Source organism: Streptomyces purpurascens, assembly GCF_045040895.1.
Classification (GTDB): domain Bacteria; phylum Actinomycetota; class Actinomycetes; order Streptomycetales; family Streptomycetaceae; genus Streptomyces; species Streptomyces purpurascens.
In genome coordinates this window covers 7100864-7118279 of record NZ_CP108341.1, presented here as the reverse complement: position 1 = coordinate 7118279, position 17416 = coordinate 7100864, and the positions used below count along the sequence as shown (strand labels likewise).

Annotated in this window: 17 protein-coding genes and 1 pseudogene; 8 read left to right on the top strand and 10 right to left on the bottom strand. The window is 69.9% G+C overall.

Annotated elements, in window-relative coordinates:
* Window positions 1-15: 15 nt before the first annotated feature.
* Window positions 16-2001, top strand: coding sequence for an alpha-glucuronidase (locus tag OHU35_RS32475; protein WP_405507809.1), 1986 nt, complete (start codon window positions 16-18; stop codon window positions 1999-2001).
* Here the strand turns inward: OHU35_RS32475 and OHU35_RS32470 are convergent.
* Genes OHU35_RS32470 through OHU35_RS32445 form a run of 6 tightly spaced genes read right to left on the bottom strand, consistent with a single transcriptional unit; the run spans window position 1995 to window position 9740 of the window.
* A complete protein-coding gene (locus OHU35_RS32470; RefSeq protein WP_405507808.1) occupies window positions 1995-4001 on the bottom strand; it encodes a beta-galactosidase in 2007 nt (668 codons plus the stop codon). The genes OHU35_RS32475 and OHU35_RS32470 overlap by 7 nt on opposite strands.
* The gene (locus tag OHU35_RS32465; RefSeq protein ID WP_405507806.1) at window positions 3998-4681 is read right to left on the bottom strand and encodes a hypothetical protein; all 684 of its coding nucleotides are present in this window, start codon (window positions 4679-4681) and stop codon (window positions 3998-4000) included. Before OHU35_RS32465 ends, OHU35_RS32470 begins: the two co-directional genes overlap by 4 nt.
* A complete protein-coding gene (locus OHU35_RS32460; RefSeq protein WP_189721668.1) occupies window positions 4678-6189 on the bottom strand; it encodes a GH39 family glycosyl hydrolase in 1512 nt (503 codons plus the stop codon). The genes OHU35_RS32465 and OHU35_RS32460 overlap by 4 nt, the downstream gene beginning before the upstream one ends.
* Window positions 6186-7841, bottom strand: a complete 1656-nt coding sequence (locus OHU35_RS32455; protein WP_189721669.1) for an extracellular solute-binding protein — start codon at window positions 7839-7841, stop codon at window positions 6186-6188. Before OHU35_RS32455 ends, OHU35_RS32460 begins: the two co-directional genes overlap by 4 nt.
* A 40-nt stretch (window positions 7842-7881) precedes the next feature.
* Window positions 7882-8754 (bottom strand): carbohydrate ABC transporter permease, encoded by an 873-nt coding sequence (locus OHU35_RS32450; RefSeq protein WP_189721670.1) that lies wholly within the window; start codon window positions 8752-8754, stop codon window positions 7882-7884.
* On the bottom strand, window positions 8748-9740 hold the full coding sequence (locus tag OHU35_RS32445; protein WP_189721671.1) for a sugar ABC transporter permease: 993 nt from the start codon (window positions 9738-9740) through the stop codon (window positions 8748-8750). The genes OHU35_RS32450 and OHU35_RS32445 overlap by 7 nt, the downstream gene beginning before the upstream one ends.
* 231 nt (window positions 9741-9971) lie before the next feature.
* On the opposite strand from OHU35_RS32445, the gene OHU35_RS32440 reads away from it, so the two are divergent.
* Window positions 9972-10967 (top strand): acetylxylan esterase, encoded by a 996-nt coding sequence (locus OHU35_RS32440; protein WP_405507803.1) that lies wholly within the window; start codon window positions 9972-9974, stop codon window positions 10965-10967.
* A gap of 279 nt (window positions 10968-11246) precedes the next feature.
* Here the strand turns inward: OHU35_RS32440 and OHU35_RS32435 are convergent, their stop codons facing one another.
* Together OHU35_RS32435 and OHU35_RS32430 are read right to left on the bottom strand one after the other, a co-directional pair.
* Complete coding sequence (locus OHU35_RS32435; protein WP_405509443.1) at window positions 11247-11564, bottom strand: hypothetical protein; 318 nt, start codon at window positions 11562-11564, stop codon at window positions 11247-11249.
* 100 nt (window positions 11565-11664) lie between these two features.
* Window positions 11665-11920: pseudogene (locus OHU35_RS32430) on the bottom strand (ISKra4 family transposase); the annotation flags it as partial.
* Here OHU35_RS32430 and OHU35_RS32425 point away from each other — a divergent pair.
* Window positions 11912-12397, top strand: coding sequence for a hypothetical protein (locus OHU35_RS32425; protein ID WP_405509442.1), 486 nt, complete (start codon window positions 11912-11914; stop codon window positions 12395-12397). The pseudogene OHU35_RS32430 and the gene OHU35_RS32425 overlap by 9 nt on opposite strands.
* Here OHU35_RS32425 and OHU35_RS32420 read toward each other — a convergent pair.
* Window positions 12349-13143, bottom strand: a complete 795-nt coding sequence (locus tag OHU35_RS32420) for a helix-turn-helix domain-containing protein (RefSeq protein ID WP_405509376.1) — start codon at window positions 13141-13143, stop codon at window positions 12349-12351. The two genes, OHU35_RS32425 and OHU35_RS32420, sit on opposite strands and share 49 nt — an antisense overlap.
* Before the next feature lie 35 nt (window positions 13144-13178).
* On the opposite strand from OHU35_RS32420, the gene OHU35_RS32415 reads away from it, so the two are divergent.
* The 3 genes from OHU35_RS32415 (at window position 13179) to OHU35_RS32405 (ending at window position 14579) form a co-directional block, all read left to right on the top strand.
* Window positions 13179-13619, top strand: coding sequence for a nuclear transport factor 2 family protein (locus OHU35_RS32415; RefSeq protein ID WP_189721674.1), 441 nt, complete (start codon window positions 13179-13181; stop codon window positions 13617-13619).
* Between the two features lie 326 nt (window positions 13620-13945).
* Entirely contained in the window at window positions 13946-14101 is a 156-nt protein-coding gene (locus OHU35_RS32410; RefSeq protein WP_405507801.1) for a hypothetical protein, read from the top strand.
* Window positions 14102-14171: 70 nt separating this feature from the next.
* Complete coding sequence (locus OHU35_RS32405) at window positions 14172-14579, top strand: transposase (protein WP_405507799.1); 408 nt, start codon at window positions 14172-14174, stop codon at window positions 14577-14579.
* Here OHU35_RS32405 and OHU35_RS32400 read toward each other — a convergent pair.
* Window positions 14482-15492 carry a hypothetical protein gene (locus OHU35_RS32400; protein WP_405509374.1) on the bottom strand — a complete coding sequence of 337 codons (1011 nt, stop codon included), beginning with the start codon at window positions 15490-15492 and terminating at the stop codon, window positions 14482-14484. The two genes, OHU35_RS32405 and OHU35_RS32400, sit on opposite strands and share 98 nt — an antisense overlap.
* Window positions 15493-15608: 116 nt before the next feature.
* On the opposite strand from OHU35_RS32400, the gene OHU35_RS32395 reads away from it, so the two are divergent.
* Both OHU35_RS32395 and OHU35_RS32390 read left to right on the top strand, forming a co-directional pair.
* Entirely contained in the window at window positions 15609-16292 is a 684-nt protein-coding gene (locus OHU35_RS32395; RefSeq protein WP_405507797.1) for a TetR/AcrR family transcriptional regulator, read from the top strand.
* 197 nt (window positions 16293-16489) lie between these two features.
* Window positions 16490-17389 (top strand): LysR family transcriptional regulator, encoded by a 900-nt coding sequence (locus tag OHU35_RS32390; RefSeq protein ID WP_405507795.1) that lies wholly within the window; start codon window positions 16490-16492, stop codon window positions 17387-17389.
* Window positions 17390-17416 lie beyond the last annotated feature (27 nt).

The window sequence follows — 17416 nt, the reverse complement described above, 5'->3', positions numbered from 1 at the left end:
CGAGTTGGGGGTCTCATGCCGCTTCCCGTGCCCGTCCTGCCCGAGGGTGTCGACCCGGCCTGGCTGCCGCCCGCCGCCTTCCGGGCGGTCGGCGGCCGGCGGACGCTGATCCGTGGATCGGGCCCGCTGGTGGAGACGGTGCACGGGGAGGTGGCGGAGGCCTGCCGGCGGTTCGGGGGCCGGGTCGTGCGCGACGCCGAGGCGGAGGGCGGCGCGCACGACCTGGTCCTCGACCTCGGTGCCGACGCCCCGGAGCTTCTCGGCGAGGAGGGATTCACCTCCGCGCGTGAGGGCGGCACGACGACCGTCACCGCCTCCGGCGGACGCGGGCTGCTGTACGGGCTGTTCCATGTCGTACGGCTCGGGGAGGCGGCGTTCACCGGCGAGTGGGCGCGGGAGAGACATCACCCCGCTCTCGCCCTGCGCATGCTCGACCACTGGGACAACGTCGCCGTGCACCCGGTCATGGGCCAGGTCGAACGCGGGTACGCGGGCGGCTCGCTGTTCTGGGAGGACGGGCGGGCGCGCGGGGACCTGGAGCGGGTGCGGGCGTACGCCAGGCTGCTCGCGGCCTGCGGGATCAACGCGGTCGCCGTCAACAACGTCAACGTGCACGAGACCGAGGCGCGTCTGCTGACCGACCGGATCGGCGAGGTCGCCGCGATCGCCGATGTGCTGCGGCCCTACGGGGTCCGCACCCACCTGTCGGTGTCCTTCGCCGCGCCGGTGGTGCTCGGCGGGCTGCCCACGGCCGATCCGCTGGACGAGGCCGTGCGCGGCTGGTGGGCCGAGGCCACGCGAGCGGTGTACGCGGCGATACCCGACTTCGGCGGGTACGTGGTGAAGGCCGACTCGGAGGGCCAGCCGGGGCCGTTCGCCTACGGCCGGAGCCACGCCGACGGGGCGAACCTGCTGGCCGACGCGCTGGAACCGTACGGCGGCACCGTGCACTGGAGGGCGTTCGTCTACGACCACTGCCAGGACTGGCGGGACCGGAGGACGGACCGGGCCCGGGCCGCGTACGACCACTTCGTGCCGCTGGACGGGGCGTTCGCGGCCAACGCCGTGCTCCAGGTGAAGCACGGGCCGATCGACTTCCAGGTGCGCGAGCCGGTCTCGCCGCTGATCGGGGCGATGCCGGGCACCCCGCTGGCGGTGGAACTGCAGGCCACCCAGGAGTACACCGGGCAGCAGCGGCACGTCTGCTGGCTGGGGCCGATGTGGAGCGAGGTGCTGCGGTTCCGGCACCAGCCGGAGTCGTCCGTGGGGGAACTGGCGCGGGGCGGGCTGATCGCAGTGTCCAACGCCGGCGACGACCCGTTCTGGACCGGGCATCCCCTCGCCCAGGCGAACCTCTACACCTTCGGGCGGCTGGCCTGGCGGCCCGATGCCGAGCCGGGCGAGGTGCTCGACGAGTGGATCCGGCTCACCTTCGGACCGGGGCCGGAGGCGGGACTGCACGCCGTGCTCGACGGCTCGTGGCGGACGTACGAGAAGTACACCGCTCCCCTCGGCGTGGGCTTCATGGTGCAGCCGGGGCACCACTACGGGCCGAGCGTGGACGGATACGAGTACAGCCCTTGGGGGACCTACCACTTCGCCGACCGGGACGGCATCGGCGTCGACCGCAGCGTGGCGACCGGCACGGGCTACGCCGGGCAGTACGCCAAGCCATGGGCCGAGCTGTACGAGTCGCCGGACACCTGCCCCGACGAGCTGCTGCTGTTCTTCCACCACGTGTCGTACGGGCACACCCTGCACAGCGGCAAGACGGTGATCCAGCACATCTACGACACGCACTTCGAGGGCGTGGCGGAGGTCGAGGAGGCCCGGGAGGTGTGGGCCTCGCTGGCCGGGCTGGTGGATCCTGAGCGCCACGCACGGGTGGCGGAGCGGTACGAGGAGCAGCTCCGCGGCGCCCGCGAGTGGCGCGACCAGATCAACAGCTACTTCCTGCGCAAGTCCGGGGTCCCGGACGAGCTGGGGCGGCGGATCTACTGAAGGATCGCCACGCCCAGGGGGTCGAGGACCAGGGGTTCGCCCTGGTCCACCCGCTTGCCGGTGAGCAGGTCGGTGGCGGTGGCGTGGGCGGTGAGGTGCGCCGGTTCGGGGGCGTGGTTGAGGAGGAAGAGCAGGCGGGTGCCGTCGGGGGCGACACGGGTGGCCGTCTCGACCGCCGGGTGATCGGCGTAGGGGCCGAGCAGGTCGTGACGGGTCAGGATCCGGCGGACGACCTCGTCGACGCCCGGCTGGTCGAGGGCGGTGGCGACGTACCAGCCCTCGCCGTCGCCGTAGGGGTTGCGGGTGACCGCGGGGGTGCCCGCGTAGAAGTCGGTGCCGTAGGTGGCGACCGGTGCGGCGCCGCGCGGCTGCACGATCTCGAAGACGAGTCGTGCCTCTGTTCCCAGCTCCGGGATGGTCTGGGTGAACTCCGGCGGCCGGGCGTCCCATTCGTCGACGCGGACGCCCATGAGGGGGGCGAGCGGGCCGGGGACGTCGGTGAGGAAGGCGCGGTCGTGTTCGTCGACGCGGCCGGAGAGGAAGGTGGTCAGGACCGTGCCGCCGCGTGCGGCCACGGCTTCGAGGCGGATGGCGAGATCGCCCTTGACCATGTGCAGAGCGGGCGCGAGCACGACGTCGTAGGGCGTGAGGTCGGCGGTCTGCGGGATGACGTCCAGGTCGGCGCCGGCCTCGCGGGCGGCCCGGTAGTAGGCGTGGACCACGTCCGGGTACTTGACCAGCCGGGACGGTCCGTCGGAGATCTCCAGGGCCCACCAGCTGTCCCAGTCGAAGAGGAGGGCGGTGCGGGCCGGGGTGCGGGCGCCGAGGGTCCGGTCGCCCAGGATCTCCAGCTCCCGCCCCAGTTCGGCGACTTCGCGGAAGACGCGGGTGTCGTCGCGGCCCGCGTGGCCGATGACCGCCCCGTGGTACTTCTCGCAGGCTCCCCGCGAGGCGCGCATCTGAAAGTAGAGGGCGGCGTCCGCGCCGTGGGCGACGGCCTGGAGGGTGGCGAGGCGGAGTTCGCCGGGCCGCCGGAGCGGGTTGACGTCACGGCAGGCGGTGGTCGACGGCGTCTGCTCCATCAGCCAGAAGGGGGCGCCGTCCTTCAGGCCGCGCATCAGGTCGTGGGCGAGGGCGGGCCGGGTCGGCGGGGCGTCGAGGGGCGGGTAGCTGTCCCAGGAGGCGAAGTCGAGGTGGGGCGCCCAGCGGTGGTAGTCGAGGGGGCGAAAGGTGCCCATGAAGTTGGTGGTGACGGGCGTGTCGGGGTCATGGGCGCGGATCACCTCCTTCTCGGCCAGGAAGCAGCCGAGGAGGGCGTCGGTGGTGAAGCGGAAGTAGTCGAGGGTGATGCCCTGGAAGGCGGTGTGGTCGGGGCCGCGCCAGTGCTCGGTGAGGGCGTTGGGCGGCTCGATCTGGTCCCAGTCGGTGTAGCGGTGCGACCAGAAGGTGGTCCACCAGGCGTCGTTGAGGGCGTCGAGGGTGCCGTGCCGTTCGCGCAGCCACTCCCGGAACGCCTCGGCGCACCGCTCGCAGTAACAGGCGCCGCCGTACTCGTTGTTGATGTGCCAGGCGAGCAGGGCCGGGTGGTGCGCGTACCGTTCGGCGAGGCGGGAGGCCATCGCGGTGGCGTGCTCGCGGTACGCCGGTGAGCTGGGGCAGAAGTTGTGGCGCTGGCCGTAGCGGTGCCGGCGGCCCTCGAAGTCGGTGCGGTTGACATCGGGGTGCCGTTTGGCGAGCCAGGGCGGGAGGGCGGCGGTGCCGGTGGCCAGGCAGACCTGGCGTCCCTCGGCGGCGGCCCGGTCCAGGACGCGGTCCAGGACCGTGAAGTCGTAGGTGTCCGGGGCCGGTTGGGTGAGGGACCAGGTGAAGACGCCGACGGTGAGCGTGTCGATGCCGGCCCGGGTGAACAGGCGGTGGTCGTCGTCCCGGACGGCCTCGGGCCACTGCTCGGGGTTGTAGTCACCGCCGTAGGGGATCTTCGGGGTGCGGGGCGCGGTCATGCCGTGAACTCCTCCTGGGTCTCGGTGATCACCGTGCGGCTGCCGTGCAGCAGGGACAGCAGCAGCGGGGCGGCCAGCAGGGCGGGCAGGGCCTCGGTCAGCAGGGCGGTCAGCGCGGCCGTCAGGATCAGCAGCGAGGCCGCGGCGAGGGTGGCGCGGCCGTGCCGGAACAGGAAGTACCCGGCGAGGCGGGCGGTGTCCCGGGCGCGGAAGGCGAAGAGTGAGGTGAGGACGAGGGCGTGCGCGCCCCAGAGGAGGGCGCCCGCTCCGATCGCCGCGAGCAGCAGCGCCCACCAGCCGGGCAGGCCGGTGGCGGAGAAGTGGGTGAGGGTGAAGGCGATGACCGTCAGCCAGGCCAGCAGGGGCGTCCACAGCTTCAGGGCCGGTACGGCGTTGAGCCGCCAGCCGCGCAGGAAGGCACGGGCCGGGTGCAGTTCGGTGAGGTCGCGGCTGCGGTGGTGGAGGGCGTAGAGCGCGGCGGACAGGGACGGGCCGAGGGGCAGCAGGCACAGGGCCGCGAGCGGGAGGTTGGCGGGGTCGGGGCCGAGCAGGAGCAGGCCTGCCAGGCCCGGGGAGGCGGTGACGAGCAGCAGCGCCTCGACGGTCAGGACGGTGTGGATCAGGGCGGAGGCACGGGAGAGGGCGCCCGTGCCGAAGTCGGAGGTGCGTACGGTGCTCATGCCGTCGCCTCCCGGCCAAGCAGGCGCCGCTCGTCCCACCAGGGCGGGGTCTCGTCGTCGACGGGCGTGAGCTCGACGAGGGTGACCTCGTGGCGGCTCAGGGTGAGCGGCAGGTCGACGCGGCCGTCCTCGCTGGTCAGCCGCTGATGGGTGCGCGCGGGTTCGGCGGCCTCGTGCAGGACGTCGAGCTGTCCGGGTTTCGGTGAGCGCGGGCTGCCCAGGTGCCGCCAGGCGGTGTAGGCGTTGCCCCGCTCCTCGTCCACGGAGGAGCGGCGGACGAACACCTCGCCGGAGGGCACGGGCAGGGACAGGCGCAGGGTGTGCCGGTCGGGGCCGGGTGTCTCGCCGGTCGGGTCGACGGGCGCCCAGGCCAGCACGGTGACCCGGCCGTCGGCGTGCCGGGTGACCAGGTGGTCGTCGCCGCGCGCGAGCACGTCGGGTCCCATCCGGGCCATGAACGCGTAGAGGTGGTACGTCGGCTTGCGCACCTGCCGGTGGGTGAGCAGCCCGAACCCGCCGTGGAACAGGGCGGTCGGCACCCCGGCCTCCTCGAAGACGTCGCTGAACGTCCAGTACGAGAAGGAGTCGGCGTGCTCGCCGCCGTTCGCCACGACCGGGGCGAGGTAGGCGGCGTGGAAGGCGGTGTCGTGCACCGGGTTGTCGGGCCGGTAGGACGAGTTGAACTCGGTGATGTGCACCGGAAGTCCGGCGTACCGGGTCCCCGCCAGCTGCCGCCTCGGCGTGGCGAACTGGTCGAGCAGCCCGGACGCCGGTGCCAGGGTCTGGTGGACGCCGAACGGCACGTGCTGGGCGGGGCCGGAGCTGTAGGCGTGCCGGGAGACGAAGTCCAGCGGCACGTCGTGGCGGTCGGTGAACTCGGCGAACCGCTCCAGCCACTCGTCGGCGCCGGGCGAGATCGCCGGCCCGCCGACCTGGATCCCGGCGTCCACCTCCTTCACGGCGTGCGCGGTCACTTCGTACAGCCGGTGGTAGGCCTTCTCGTCGGCGTCCTGCCAGAAGTCGGGCAGGTTGGGCTCGTTCCACACCTCGACGGGCCAGGTGCGGACCTCGTCGAGGCCGTAGCGGTCGACGAGGTGGGTGAGGAGGGCGCGGACCAGGTCGGCCCACTCCTGGTGGGAGCGGGGCGGCGTGACGTTGCCGCGCCACCAGAACACGGTCTGCTCGCCCGAGGCCAGCTCGCCCGGCATGAAGCCGAGTTCGAGGAAGGGACGGATGCCCAGGGCGAGGTAGGCGTCGAGGACCTGGTCGACGTGGGTGAAGGAGTGCCGGACGTGCCGGCGGCCCTGCCACTCGTAGGGCCGGTGCACTGCCATGCCGTCGCTGAGCAGCCCATGGCCCCGGATGTACCGGAAGCCGATGTCGCGCTGCAGGACCCTCAGCGACTCCTGGTAGTCGCTGCGCAGGGCGAGGTCGAGACGGCCGGTGCCGACGCACTGCCGCCAGGCGTCGGTCAGCCGGCCGCCCGGCGAGTCGGGGACGCGGATCACCCGTTCTCCTTCTTGAACCGCTCGTACGCCTTGTTGTGCAGGTCGACGAGCTGCTGCATGTTCTTCGACTTCAGCTCGGAGAGGTAGGCGTCCCACTGGGACAGCGGGCGCTTGCCGAGGACGAACTTCAGGGTGTTCTGGATGACGGTGTCCTTGAGCGGGGTGTCCCAGAGGGTCGCCTGTTCCTGCTCGAAGGACTGCAGCGGGTGGGCCGGGTCGATGGGCAGTTGCTCGCGCTGGGCCATGGCGTCCTGGAACTTCTTCTCGTCCGGGCTGAACATGGAGGAGACGAGCTCCCAGCTGCCGCCGTAGGCGAAGACGCCGTTGTAGAAGCCGTAGTCCTTCTGCATGTCCTTCGGGGCGTCCGGGTCGGACCCCATGAGACTGATGCCGGGCTTCAGCTTGTACTGGCTGCCCGAGCGGGTGTACGTGACGCCCTCGACACCCCAGCGGGCCAGCCGCTGGCCCTCGTCCGAGTACCAGAGCCAGTCCACGAACTGCATCATGGCGACGAAGCTGTCGCTCTTCAGCGCCTTGCTGGAGATCATCACCCCGTTCTCCAGCCGGCTGCCGCCCAGCACCACGGGACCGGCGGGCCCGAGCGGCACCGGGACCATCTCGATCTTCGCGCCCTTGACCTGCTTCTCCAGGTTGTACCGGTAGTCCTGCACCAGCACCTGAGGGTTGGCGCTCATCGCGTAGGACTTCTCGGCGAGCAGCTTCTGCAGCGCCTGGTCGTCGGTCTGGCTGAAGCTCTCGGGGTCCATGAGCTTCTCGGCGACGAGCCTGCGCAGGTACTCGACCATCTGGCGGTAGGCGTCCTGGGCGCCGGTGAAGACGTACTTCTGCGCCTTGTGGTCGAAGCTGATGTTGTCGTACGACCAGCCGGCTCTGACGCCGAACGCCTGGCCGAGGTAGCTGAACAGGGCGCCGCAGGGGAACGGGGTGTTGGTGCTCCAGCGGTCGGAGAAGGGGTACGTGCCGGGGTACTCCTCCTTGAGCGCCTTGAGGACGTCGTACACCTCGTCCCAGGTGGTCGGCAGGCTCAGACCGTGCTTCTCGAGGATGTCGGTGCGCAAGGACAGCGAGTAGCCGGACTTGACCTTCTCGTGCAGGCCGGGCAGCAGGTAGTACTTGCCGTCGGACTGGCGGATCGAGTCGAGCTCGGGCTCCAGCTTCCACTTGCGCACCTTGTCGCGGAAGTTGGGCATCAGCTTCACGTAGTCGCTGACCGCGAGGACCGCGCCCGAGGAGACGAAGGCGACCTCGGAGGGGTGGTACGTCTTCGGGATCAGGAACGGGGCGTCCCCCGCCCCGATGAGCACACTGCGCTTCTTCTCGTAGTCGGCCAGCGGGACGTCGACCGGTTTGAGGGTCACCCCGGTGCGCTTGGTGAGCTCCTTCCAGAACAGCCAGCCGCCCTTCATGGGGTAGACCGGGTTGTTGTTGTGCAGCACCGAGAAGGACAGCGGCTTGGCCGCCTTGAACTGCTGCCCGGCCCGGTAGTTCTTCATCGCGCCGTTCTGCTTCTTGGACAGGTCCTTGGAGTCGCCTCCGTCCTCGCCACTGCCGCAGCCGGTGACCGTGGCGAGCCCTATGAAGCCGGCGGCGGCTAGGATCTGGCGCCGCGAGAGCTGTCCTGCGTTCTGCACGGAGACTCCTTTGTTCCGTAAGCGAGTTGAGGAGGCGGCGTCAGCCCTTGACCGCGCCGAGCATCACGCCCGAGACGAAGTAGCGCTGGACGAACGGGTACACGCAGAGGATCGGCAGGGCGGTGAGGACGATCGTGACGGACTGGATGTTCGCGCCGACCTGGCTGAGCTGCTCCGTGCCGGCGCCGGCGTTGCCGCCGCCCGTGGCGCCCTGGATGAGGTTGCGGAGGTAGACGGTGACCGGCATCAGATCGGTCTGGTCCATATAGAGGAAGGCGCTGAACCAGGAGTTCCAGAAGGACACCGAGTAGAAGAGCACCATCGTCGCCACGACCGCCTTGGACAGCGGCAGGACGATCCTGAGCAGAATGCCGTACGTGCTCAGGCCGTCGATCTGCGCGGCCTCCTCCAGGTCGGTCGGCAGGTTCTCGAAGAAGGCCTTCATCACCAGCAGGTTGAAGACGCTGATCGCGTTCGGCAGGGCGATCGCCCAGACGCTGTTCTTCAGGCCGAGGCTGGTGACCAGGATGTAGTTCGGGATCAGGCCGCCGGTGAAGAACATGGTGAACACGGCGACACCGACGAGCACGCCGCGTCCCTTGAGGTTCTTCTTCGACAGCACATAGGCGTAACAGGTCGTCAGCACCATGGCCACGGCCGTCGCGACGACCGTGTACAGCACGGTGTTGCCGTAGTTCCGCCAGAACATCTCGTCCTGGAACACGATCTTGTACGTGGTGAGGTTGAACCCCTTGGGCAGCAGGGTCACCTCGCCGGCCCGGATCTGCCGCTCCCCGCTGAAGGACCGCGCCAGGATGTTGGTGAAGGGATACAGCGTCACCAGCACGACCAGGGTGAGGACCACTCCGTTGACGCCCTGGAAGACCCGGTAGGAACGACTCGGCTTCACCACAGGCTCGTCCCCACTGTGCGACGCGAGATCTGGTTGGCGGACGTGATGAGGACCAGGCCGATGATCGCCTCGAACAGTCCGATGGCGGCGGCGTAACTGAAGCTGTTGGACTCCACACCGGCCCGGTAGACATACGTCGAGATCACGTCGGCGGTCGGATACGTCAGCGGGTTGTACAGCAGCAGCACCTTCTCGAAGCCGACCGCCATGAACGTGCCGATGTTGAGGATCAGCAGCGTGACCATGGTGGGCCGGATGCCGGGCAGGGTGACGTGCCAGATCTGCTGCCAGCGGTTGGCACCGTCGATGCGCGCCGCCTCGTACAGGTCCTCGTCGATCGTGGTGAGTGCGGCGAGGTAGAGGATCGTGCCCCAGCCGGCGGTCTGCCAGATCTCCGAGCCGACGTAGATGGTGCGGAACCACTCGGGTTCCTGGATGAAGCGGATCGGTTCGTGGCCCAGCCAGCCGAGGACGTGGTTGACGGGGCCGTCGCTGGCCAGCATCTGCATCGTGATGCCCGCGACGATCACGATCGACAGGAAGTGCGGAAGGTACGACACCGACTGCACGAACCGCTTCAGGGAGCGCCGGCGCACCTCGTTGAGCAGCAGCGCCAGCACGATCGGGACCGGGAAGCAGAACAGCAGCGTGAGCCCGCCCATCCACAGCGTGTTCCGGAACACCTGCCAGAAGGTGGGGTCGCTGAGGAACATCTCCACATAGCGCAGCCCCACCCACTCCTCGCCGAAGATCGACCCACCGGGCTCGAAGCGGCGGAAGGCGATCACGTTGCCGATCATCGGCAGATAGCGGAAGACCAGGAAGAACAGCAGCGGCAGGATCGCCAGCGAGTACAACTGCCAGTCGCGGCGCAGCGCCCGCCGCCAGCCGGTCCGGGCGGAGACCCGTGTGCCGCGTCGGGGTGCGGCCCGTGCCGGAGGTGGGTCCTGGGTGCCCGGCGGGGCCGACGTGGTGGACGTGCTCATTGCTCGGGCCTCCCGTGGGCAAGGGACGCGGAACCGAAACTTTCGAGCTCTTACCGGTAACTTCGCGGCAACTTAAGGGCACCAGAAAGCGCTGTCAATGGGTGCTGCGGCAGTCAGGTGGGGCGTCTGTGCCGCGTTGGAACGCTGTCGAACCTGGGTAGACCCCAGGGACTACCGCCCGTTGTCCGTCGCAAGTTTCTGGATGCCCACCGACTCCTGCGAGGTGCCGCCGTGCCCGCGTTCGACCTGCCGCTGACGGAACTGGAGCGCCATCGCCCGGACTTGGCGGAGCCCGCCGACTTCGACGCGTTCTGGCTGAGCACGTTGAAGGAGGCCGGGCAGGCGGATCCGCTGGTGTCGGTGCGGCCGGTGGAGACGGGGCTTCGGCTGACCCGGACCTGGGACGTGACGTTCCGGGGTTTCGCGGGCGATCCGGTGCGGGCGTGGTTCAGCCGTCCCGCCGGGGTCGACGAACCCCTGCCCGCCGTGGTCGAGTTCGCCGGGTACGGGCGCGGGCGCGGGCTTCCGCATGAGCGTCTGACGTGGGTGAACGCCGGGTACGCGCATCTGCTCATGGACAACCGCGGCCAGGGCGACCAGTACGGGTGCGGCGGGGAGACCCCGGATCCGCACGCCGGGGCGCCGGGCGGGCCCGGGCCGGCCGTGCGCGGGCTGCTCGCGCCCGAGGACTATCACTACCGGCGCCTGATCACCGACGCGGTGCGGGCGGTCTCGGCGGTGCGGGTGTTGCCCGGCGTGGACGCCGGGCGGATCGTCGCGGCCGGCAACAGCCAGGGAGGCGGGGTGGCGTTGGCCGTCGCGGGGCTCGTTCCCGACCTGGCGGCGGTGCTGGTCACGGCTCCCCTGCTGTGCGGGATCCGGCGGGCGCTGGACCTCACGGACGCGGGGCCGTACGGGGAGATCGCCGCGTATCTGTCCGTCCATCGGGGCGCCGAGCACGAGGCCTATCGCACGCTGTCCTACGTGGAGGGCATCTCCTTCGCCCGGCGGGCCTCGGCTGCCGCCCACTTCGGCGTGGGGCTGCGGGACACGGTGTGTCCGCCGAGTGGGGTGTACGGGGCGTTCAATCTGTATGGGGAGTTGGCGGGGACGGAGGCACGCAAGGAGATCCACGCGTATCCGTTCAATGGGCATGAGGGTGGGGATGCGGTGCATGTGCGGCGTCAACTGGGGTGGGTGGCGGGGGTGGTCGGGGGTGTGGCGTAGGGGTGCCGGTTCCATCCGAGCAGGGCCCGGGGCCGGGTACGGGTGCGGCTGCCCTCACGGAGTCTTCCTGCCACCCGTCGACGGACGGAGCCAAAGACCAAGACGCGTGCGCCCGTCAAGACCCGCGGGCTTCTCCGGGCAGCCGTTGACGTCTGGCATGTCGTACGGCCCCAAGCGCTGGACGCGCTACGTCAGGAGGCCTTGGCGCGCAGGCGCTGCAGATGTCGTTGCCGCGTTGACCTGGGGAACGGCTGGGGCACGGGATCTAGGCCGTACGCGTCACTTCCTGCGGACGGACCCGAGCGCCAGCACCATGCTCGCGATCAGTACGAACACCACGAGTGAGGCGAAGAACAGGGCCTCGATCCAGCCAGCGTTCGCACCGGTCAGCGTGCCGTCCGCGGACGCGCATGCCACCTCCGGCGGAAAGCTCTGCCGACGCAAGTCGCCACAGTTGTTCGGCAGTTCGTCATTCACGACGTACGCGTTCACCCAGCAAAGCGCCCAGCTAACGAGGAAGACACCCAGCGAGGCCAAGGAGACGCCCCACAACGCGGTCGGGCGGACTGCCTCGGAGCCCGTCGGAGATGCCGTCATGACCGGGAGCGTACCGGCTGATCTTCTTGGCGCTGTGACCAGGCCGCTTTGTCGTTCTTCGATGGGTGTAGCTCCGGCTCTGGGAAGTCCGTGGATCAGACCGTGAGTTGATGATGTCGAGGCGGTCGCCGATCAGGTGGCGGCAGGCGCCCTCGATCGCGCCGGTGGCCATCGGCCAGCCCGCCGCCAGGGCGGTGTCGTAGCCGAGCTGGTCGAGGTGGCCGGTGAGGTAGCCGGCGCAGGCGTCGACGGCCTCGCGTTTCGCTCCGCGCAGGCGGGCCCGGGCGGGCCTGCGCGGTGATCTCTTGCGCGGCGCGGGCAGCCTGGCCGTGCGGGATCGTGATCAGGTGGCCGGCGAGCTCACGGCCCCGCTCCTCGATCAGTTCCTCCACCTCGTGATGCGCCAGCCGTGCGGTCGCGGGGTCGGCCAAGTCGCCTTACAGGCAGCCGAAGGCGCTGACTGCGGCAGCGAACTCATCGATGGCATCGAAGGCGTCGTAGGGTTCCATCGCGCTCTTCTTTCTGCGCTTCGTTTTGGTTGGCACCTACAAAGGTGGAAAGAAGAGCCTTTATCGTTCTGCCCCTTCGCCGCTTTCCACCGAGTCCCCTCGATCTTCGCCGTCACCGCCGGCAGCCCGATCCTCGGCACGATCTGCTCTGCCTGCATCGGAGTCGACGCGTCCGCCACCACCTCCACGATGTCCCGGTACACATCCGGCAGCGCATCCAGCTCCTCGATCAACGACACCATCGACACCGCCTCCTCCACCGTCACGGCAGGAGATCAGGGACAGGCGACTGCTCGAACATCACCGTTGGACTCCTCGAAGTAGGCGGCGCTCTCCGCGTCCGCCGGGTAGTAGGACTCGATCGCGACCTCGTCCAGCGTGATGTCCATCGGGGTACCGAATGTGGTGATGGTCGAGAACAGCCGCAGCTCTCGTCCGTCGAAGCGAACGATCATCGGGATCACGACATCGGATTCGACCGATAGGCTCGACACGTCCTCGGAATTGGGCTCCAGCAGTTCCTCATATAGCGCGGTGAGCTCAGCGTCGGGAGCAACGGCGAGCTGACGCCTGATGCGGGAGCGGAACACCACACGCACATCGGCCAGGTTGACGACCAGAGGAGCGAACCCGCGCGGGTCCAGTCCCAGCCGCACGAGGTTGATCGGCGGCCGTAGCAGGTCGGGATCGACCTGCGCGAAGAACGGCTCGACCGCGCGGTTGGTCATCACAATGTTCCACCGACGATCGAAGGCCACCGCCGGGTACGGCTCATGCGCGCGCAGCACCCTCTCGACCGCGTCCCGGGCCGCCGACAGCGCGTCATCATCGAGTGGCCGCTCGGTGTACCGGGGTGCGAAGCCGGCCGCGAGCAGCAGCTGGTTGCGCTCGCGCAACGGCACATCGAGCTGGTCCGCAAGCCGCTGGACCATGTCGGCGCTCGGGTTGGACTTGCCCGTCTCGACCAGGCTGACGTGACGAGCCGAGACGTCGGCCGCGATCGCAAGATCGAGTTGGCTGAGTCGTCGGCGATGCCGCCACTGCCGCAATAGCTCCCCGACCGTATGCATGGTCATCGAGAGTACTCATCGTGGAGCCGTGCGCCATGAAATCCGACTTCATCGACAACCGTCGCGACCGCGGAAACACTGCGTCCATGACCACAGACAACAAGAGCATCGTTCAACGGGCACTGGCGGAACTGATCCAGACGGGCAGCGTCGACGCACTCGAACCGTTGCTGAGCGATGGCTTCGTCCATCACAGGCCGGACTCGACCTCCTCGACCAAGGCGGAGTGGCTCGCTGCCGTACAGGCCGCGCTCATCCCGCTCGCCGATATGCGGGTCGACGTCCACCACCTTCTGGCCGACGGTGATCACGTCGTAATGCACTCGCGGCGACGGCTCCCCGATGCCGGGCCGGAGATCACGGTCGTCGATATCTGGCGGATCGACGATGGGCTGATCGCCGAAGGATGGGAGATCATCGAGCCAGTGGCCCAGGCAGCCGCCAATCTGGTGTGGTGGGAGCCTGCTGAGCGCTGACCGCCGCTATCGCTTCCGCCGTCGAACGACAAGCGGGTGGGTGCAACTCCTTCTCAAGGAGGACAGGTATCCGCCCAGCTCACCGGGTCCCTCAAGAAGAGCCGCACCCTTCTTCGATCTTCAGTCACGGGAGCTGCTGCGGGCGCGACCCAATCCGCTCACCCCGGATGAGGTGCGGCGTCTGCGAGTCCGCGGGCGCGCCGCCACGGCCCCGTGTCGAGCCGGTCCGTGTCCAGCGGGGGTCAGCGCGGTGGGCACGGTCATGGTCTGCCGGCAGAGCGTCTGTCTCGGCCGCCCGTAGGGAAGCACTCGCCGCGTACGGCGACATGACCAACGTCCTGGCCCACCACGGCTCTGTGGCCACCGCGCTCGGCGTCCACTTCCTGACCGCGACACTGATGGTGGTCAACGGCCTGCTGATCATGCGCGAGACCCGCAACGTCGCGGCCGCTCCGGAAACGCCCGCTCCGCAGCCCGCCTAGCGCGGATCGGGCCGTGATCGATCCGTGGGTTTCGCCCCCTTCCAGGCCCTGGCCCGGTAGTCCGTCGTGCGTGACGCGCGCGCAACTGACGGACGAAGAGTGGGAGTTCATCGAGCCGCGCCTGCCGATCGGCGAGTACGGCCCGTACCCCAAGGCCCTGCGGCAGCAGTTCGAGGGCGTGATCTGGCGGTTCCGGACCGGCGGGCAGTGGCGGTTCCACCCGTCCGGCTCGACCAGGTGCAGTGCCCGGTCCGCGCGCATGCGCCCGCCGCCGGAGGTGGTGAGGTGGTGGTCGACGGGCACCGCGAACCCACAGCCGATGCCGGCGCCTTCCAAGAACTCGCGCGCTCCCGAGACGTGGTCACCGTGCGCGGGGCCTGTCACCTCCGATACCGCTGTGCCACTGCCGCGAAGGCGGCCTTGGGTTCCCATTCCATGTCGGGGTAGGTCTGCCCCCGGCGCCCTTCGAGGAGTTTGACGATGCCCAGGCCGGCCCGGTCCAAGTCGTCCCTGGGGTCGCCGTCGGGGCGGTGCGGGTAGCCGGGCAAGGCGAACAGGAACACGAACGCGCTGTCCACGCCCTCGGTCTCGAAGATGTCCAGCAGCTCGCCCAGATATGCGGCCTGGCCGGCCTCGTCACGCTCGTACACGCCGTTCAGTCGTACCGGGGCCTTGGTCTCCGGGTCGTACTCGACCACTTCCAGCACCCGCCCACCGCGGTCTCCCGCGCCGCGATAGGCCGCGGTGCCGAACCCGGTGATGGCGAGCGGTTTCGGCCCTTGGGCCAGGGTGCGCACCGCGTCCCCGAACCGGTCGGCGACCTCGGCGGAGCGGATCAGCTCGAACGTCACGATGTCGAAGGGAGTCCAGTCGACCTGCTCGAACTGGATGGACGCGTAGGTGAGCTTGCCCTGGAAGCGCTCGCGGACCGTGGCGGCGGCATCGCGGAGGAATGCGTTCATGCGCACGCCGAGCTCGCGCATCGCTTCGGCCCGCCGCTCGGGGTGGCTCATCAGGTGCTCGACCCGCTCCTCGGGGCTCGCTCCGGGCAGCAACCCGCGGTTCATCACGCTCAGCTCGACCCCTGCGACGAACACGACTGCGGCCCCCTGCCGGCGGAGCCGTTCCGCTCGCTCGGCGCAGTCGCGGAAGAGCGTGAGGATCTGCTCCGGATCCAGCTCCAGCGGATAGGGCGAGAACCAGACCTCCAGGCCGAGCTCGGCGGCGGCACCGGCGGCCAGCTCCAGTCGGTCCGGGTCGCCGCCGATGATCTGGATCGCGTTGCAGTGCAGGTCGTCACGGATGATGGCGAGCTCGCGCCGGACCACCGCGGGATCGAAGTGCTCGCGGGATATCTGGCCGTGCACGACGAACCCGGTGTCGTAGGTCATTCCTCTTGCCCGCATGGTGACGTCCTCCCTGTCGGTCTCGGCCGGCTCGAGGCTGACAGGAAAAGTGCGTGCACGCAAGTTTGCGCGCACGCAGCCTTCTATGGAACGCTGACACCGTGACGACACCACCATCAGGGCTGCGGGAGCGGAAGAAGCAGGCCACCCGCGAGGCGCTACGCGAGGCGGCCCTGCGTCTGGCCGTGGAGCACGGACCGGACCAGGTGCGGGTCGAGGACATCGCCGAGGCGGCCGGGGTCTCGCCGCGCACCTACAACAACTACTTCGCCAGCCGCGAGCAGGCGATCGTCTCCGCCGTCACCGCGGACCGGGAGGCGCGGATCGCGGCGGCGGTCGCGGCCCGGCCCGCAGAAGTGCACCTGGCTGACGCCGTCGCCGAAGCGGTGGTCGAGCAGTACACGAACGCCGGTGAGCGCGAGCACGAGGCGCTACTGCTGATCACCACCCGGACCGCGCTGCGCGACGCGTACCTCGACACCACCGCCGACATCGAGCCCCCTCTCACGGCGGTGATCGCCGAACGCCTGGGTGACGCCGAAGCGCACACCGCCCGCGTTCTCGCGGCGAGCGTGGCCGCGGCGGTTCGCATCGCACTGGAAACCTGGCTCCGGCCGGCCGGGAACGCAGGGACCACCGGGAGTTTCGGCGCCGGAAGTCTGGTCGTGCCCTCCGGCTCACTGCCCGATCAGCTCCGCGCGGCGCTGGCCCCGCTCGCGCCCGCGTTCGACGCCGCAGAACGACGTGCCCGGCCGCCATCATCCTCGTCAGCCGATTCACCGTAGGTGACGCTGCGTCAGGTCGCGTATCGCGACTGACGCACTCAGGGCTGTCCCGTAACTGAGATGGCCGTTGCCGGGATGCGCCGCCCGACGGGGTGACCGGACGGCGCCCCGACCCACGCCTCCTGGGCCAACCGGATCGAACCCATTTCGGGCCACTGCGGCGGTAGCCTCGGAGACATGGCTGCACCGGGAGCGACGTGAGGTATCCGAGCATCCAGCAGTTGCAGCTGTTCCTGCTTCTCTCCGAGGAGTTGCACTTCGGGCGGGCGGCGCGGCGGGCCTTCATGGCGCAGCCGACGTTCTCGCGGCACATCACCGCCCTGGAGGAGCGGTTGGGTGTCGCCGTGGTGGACCGGACGACACGCAGGGTCGCGTTGAGCGCGGCGGGCGAGGCGCTCGTGGGGCGGGCCCGGACCGTGGTGGAAGCCGCCGAGGAGCTGCGCCGCGAGGCGGAGACCCAGGCCAACGCGGCCGCGGGCCGGATCGTGATCGGTTCCCTGGAGGCGATCACCTCGATGGACCCGATCCCGGCCGTCCTGGAGGAACTGCGGGACAACGTCCCGCAGGTGGAGGTCGACGTCGTGCGCATGGGCTTCGACGCGGGCCCGGCGATCCTGCGGGGCGAGGTCGACGCGGCGTTCCTGTTTCTGCCCGTGCCCGACGGCGTCCAGACCCTGGCACTGGCAAGCGGGGCGCGCTGTGCGGCGATGGCGGGTGGTCACCCTCTCGCCGGCCGGGACGCGCTGACCCTCGCGGACCTGGCCGACCAGCCCCACATCGGCTGGTCGGAGCAGGTCCCGAAGGTGTTCCGGGACTTCTGGTCCGCCGACCCACGACCGGACGGCACCCCGGTGCGGTTCAGCCCGCACGCCATCGTCGACTACGAGAGCGCCCTGCCGCTGATCGCCATGGGGCAGGGGATCCAGCTGCCGCCGGACACGACCCGCCGGCTCTATCCGCGCCACGGCGTGTCGTACGTCGACGTCACCGGCCTCGAACCCTGGACGGCCGCGCTCGGCTGGCTCCCGAGGCGCCGGGACGAGCCGCTCGTCGCGGCCCTGCGGCAGGCGGCCCAGCGCGTCCTGCGCCGGGCCTGACCGGCAGTCCCGGTGTGACAACCGTTT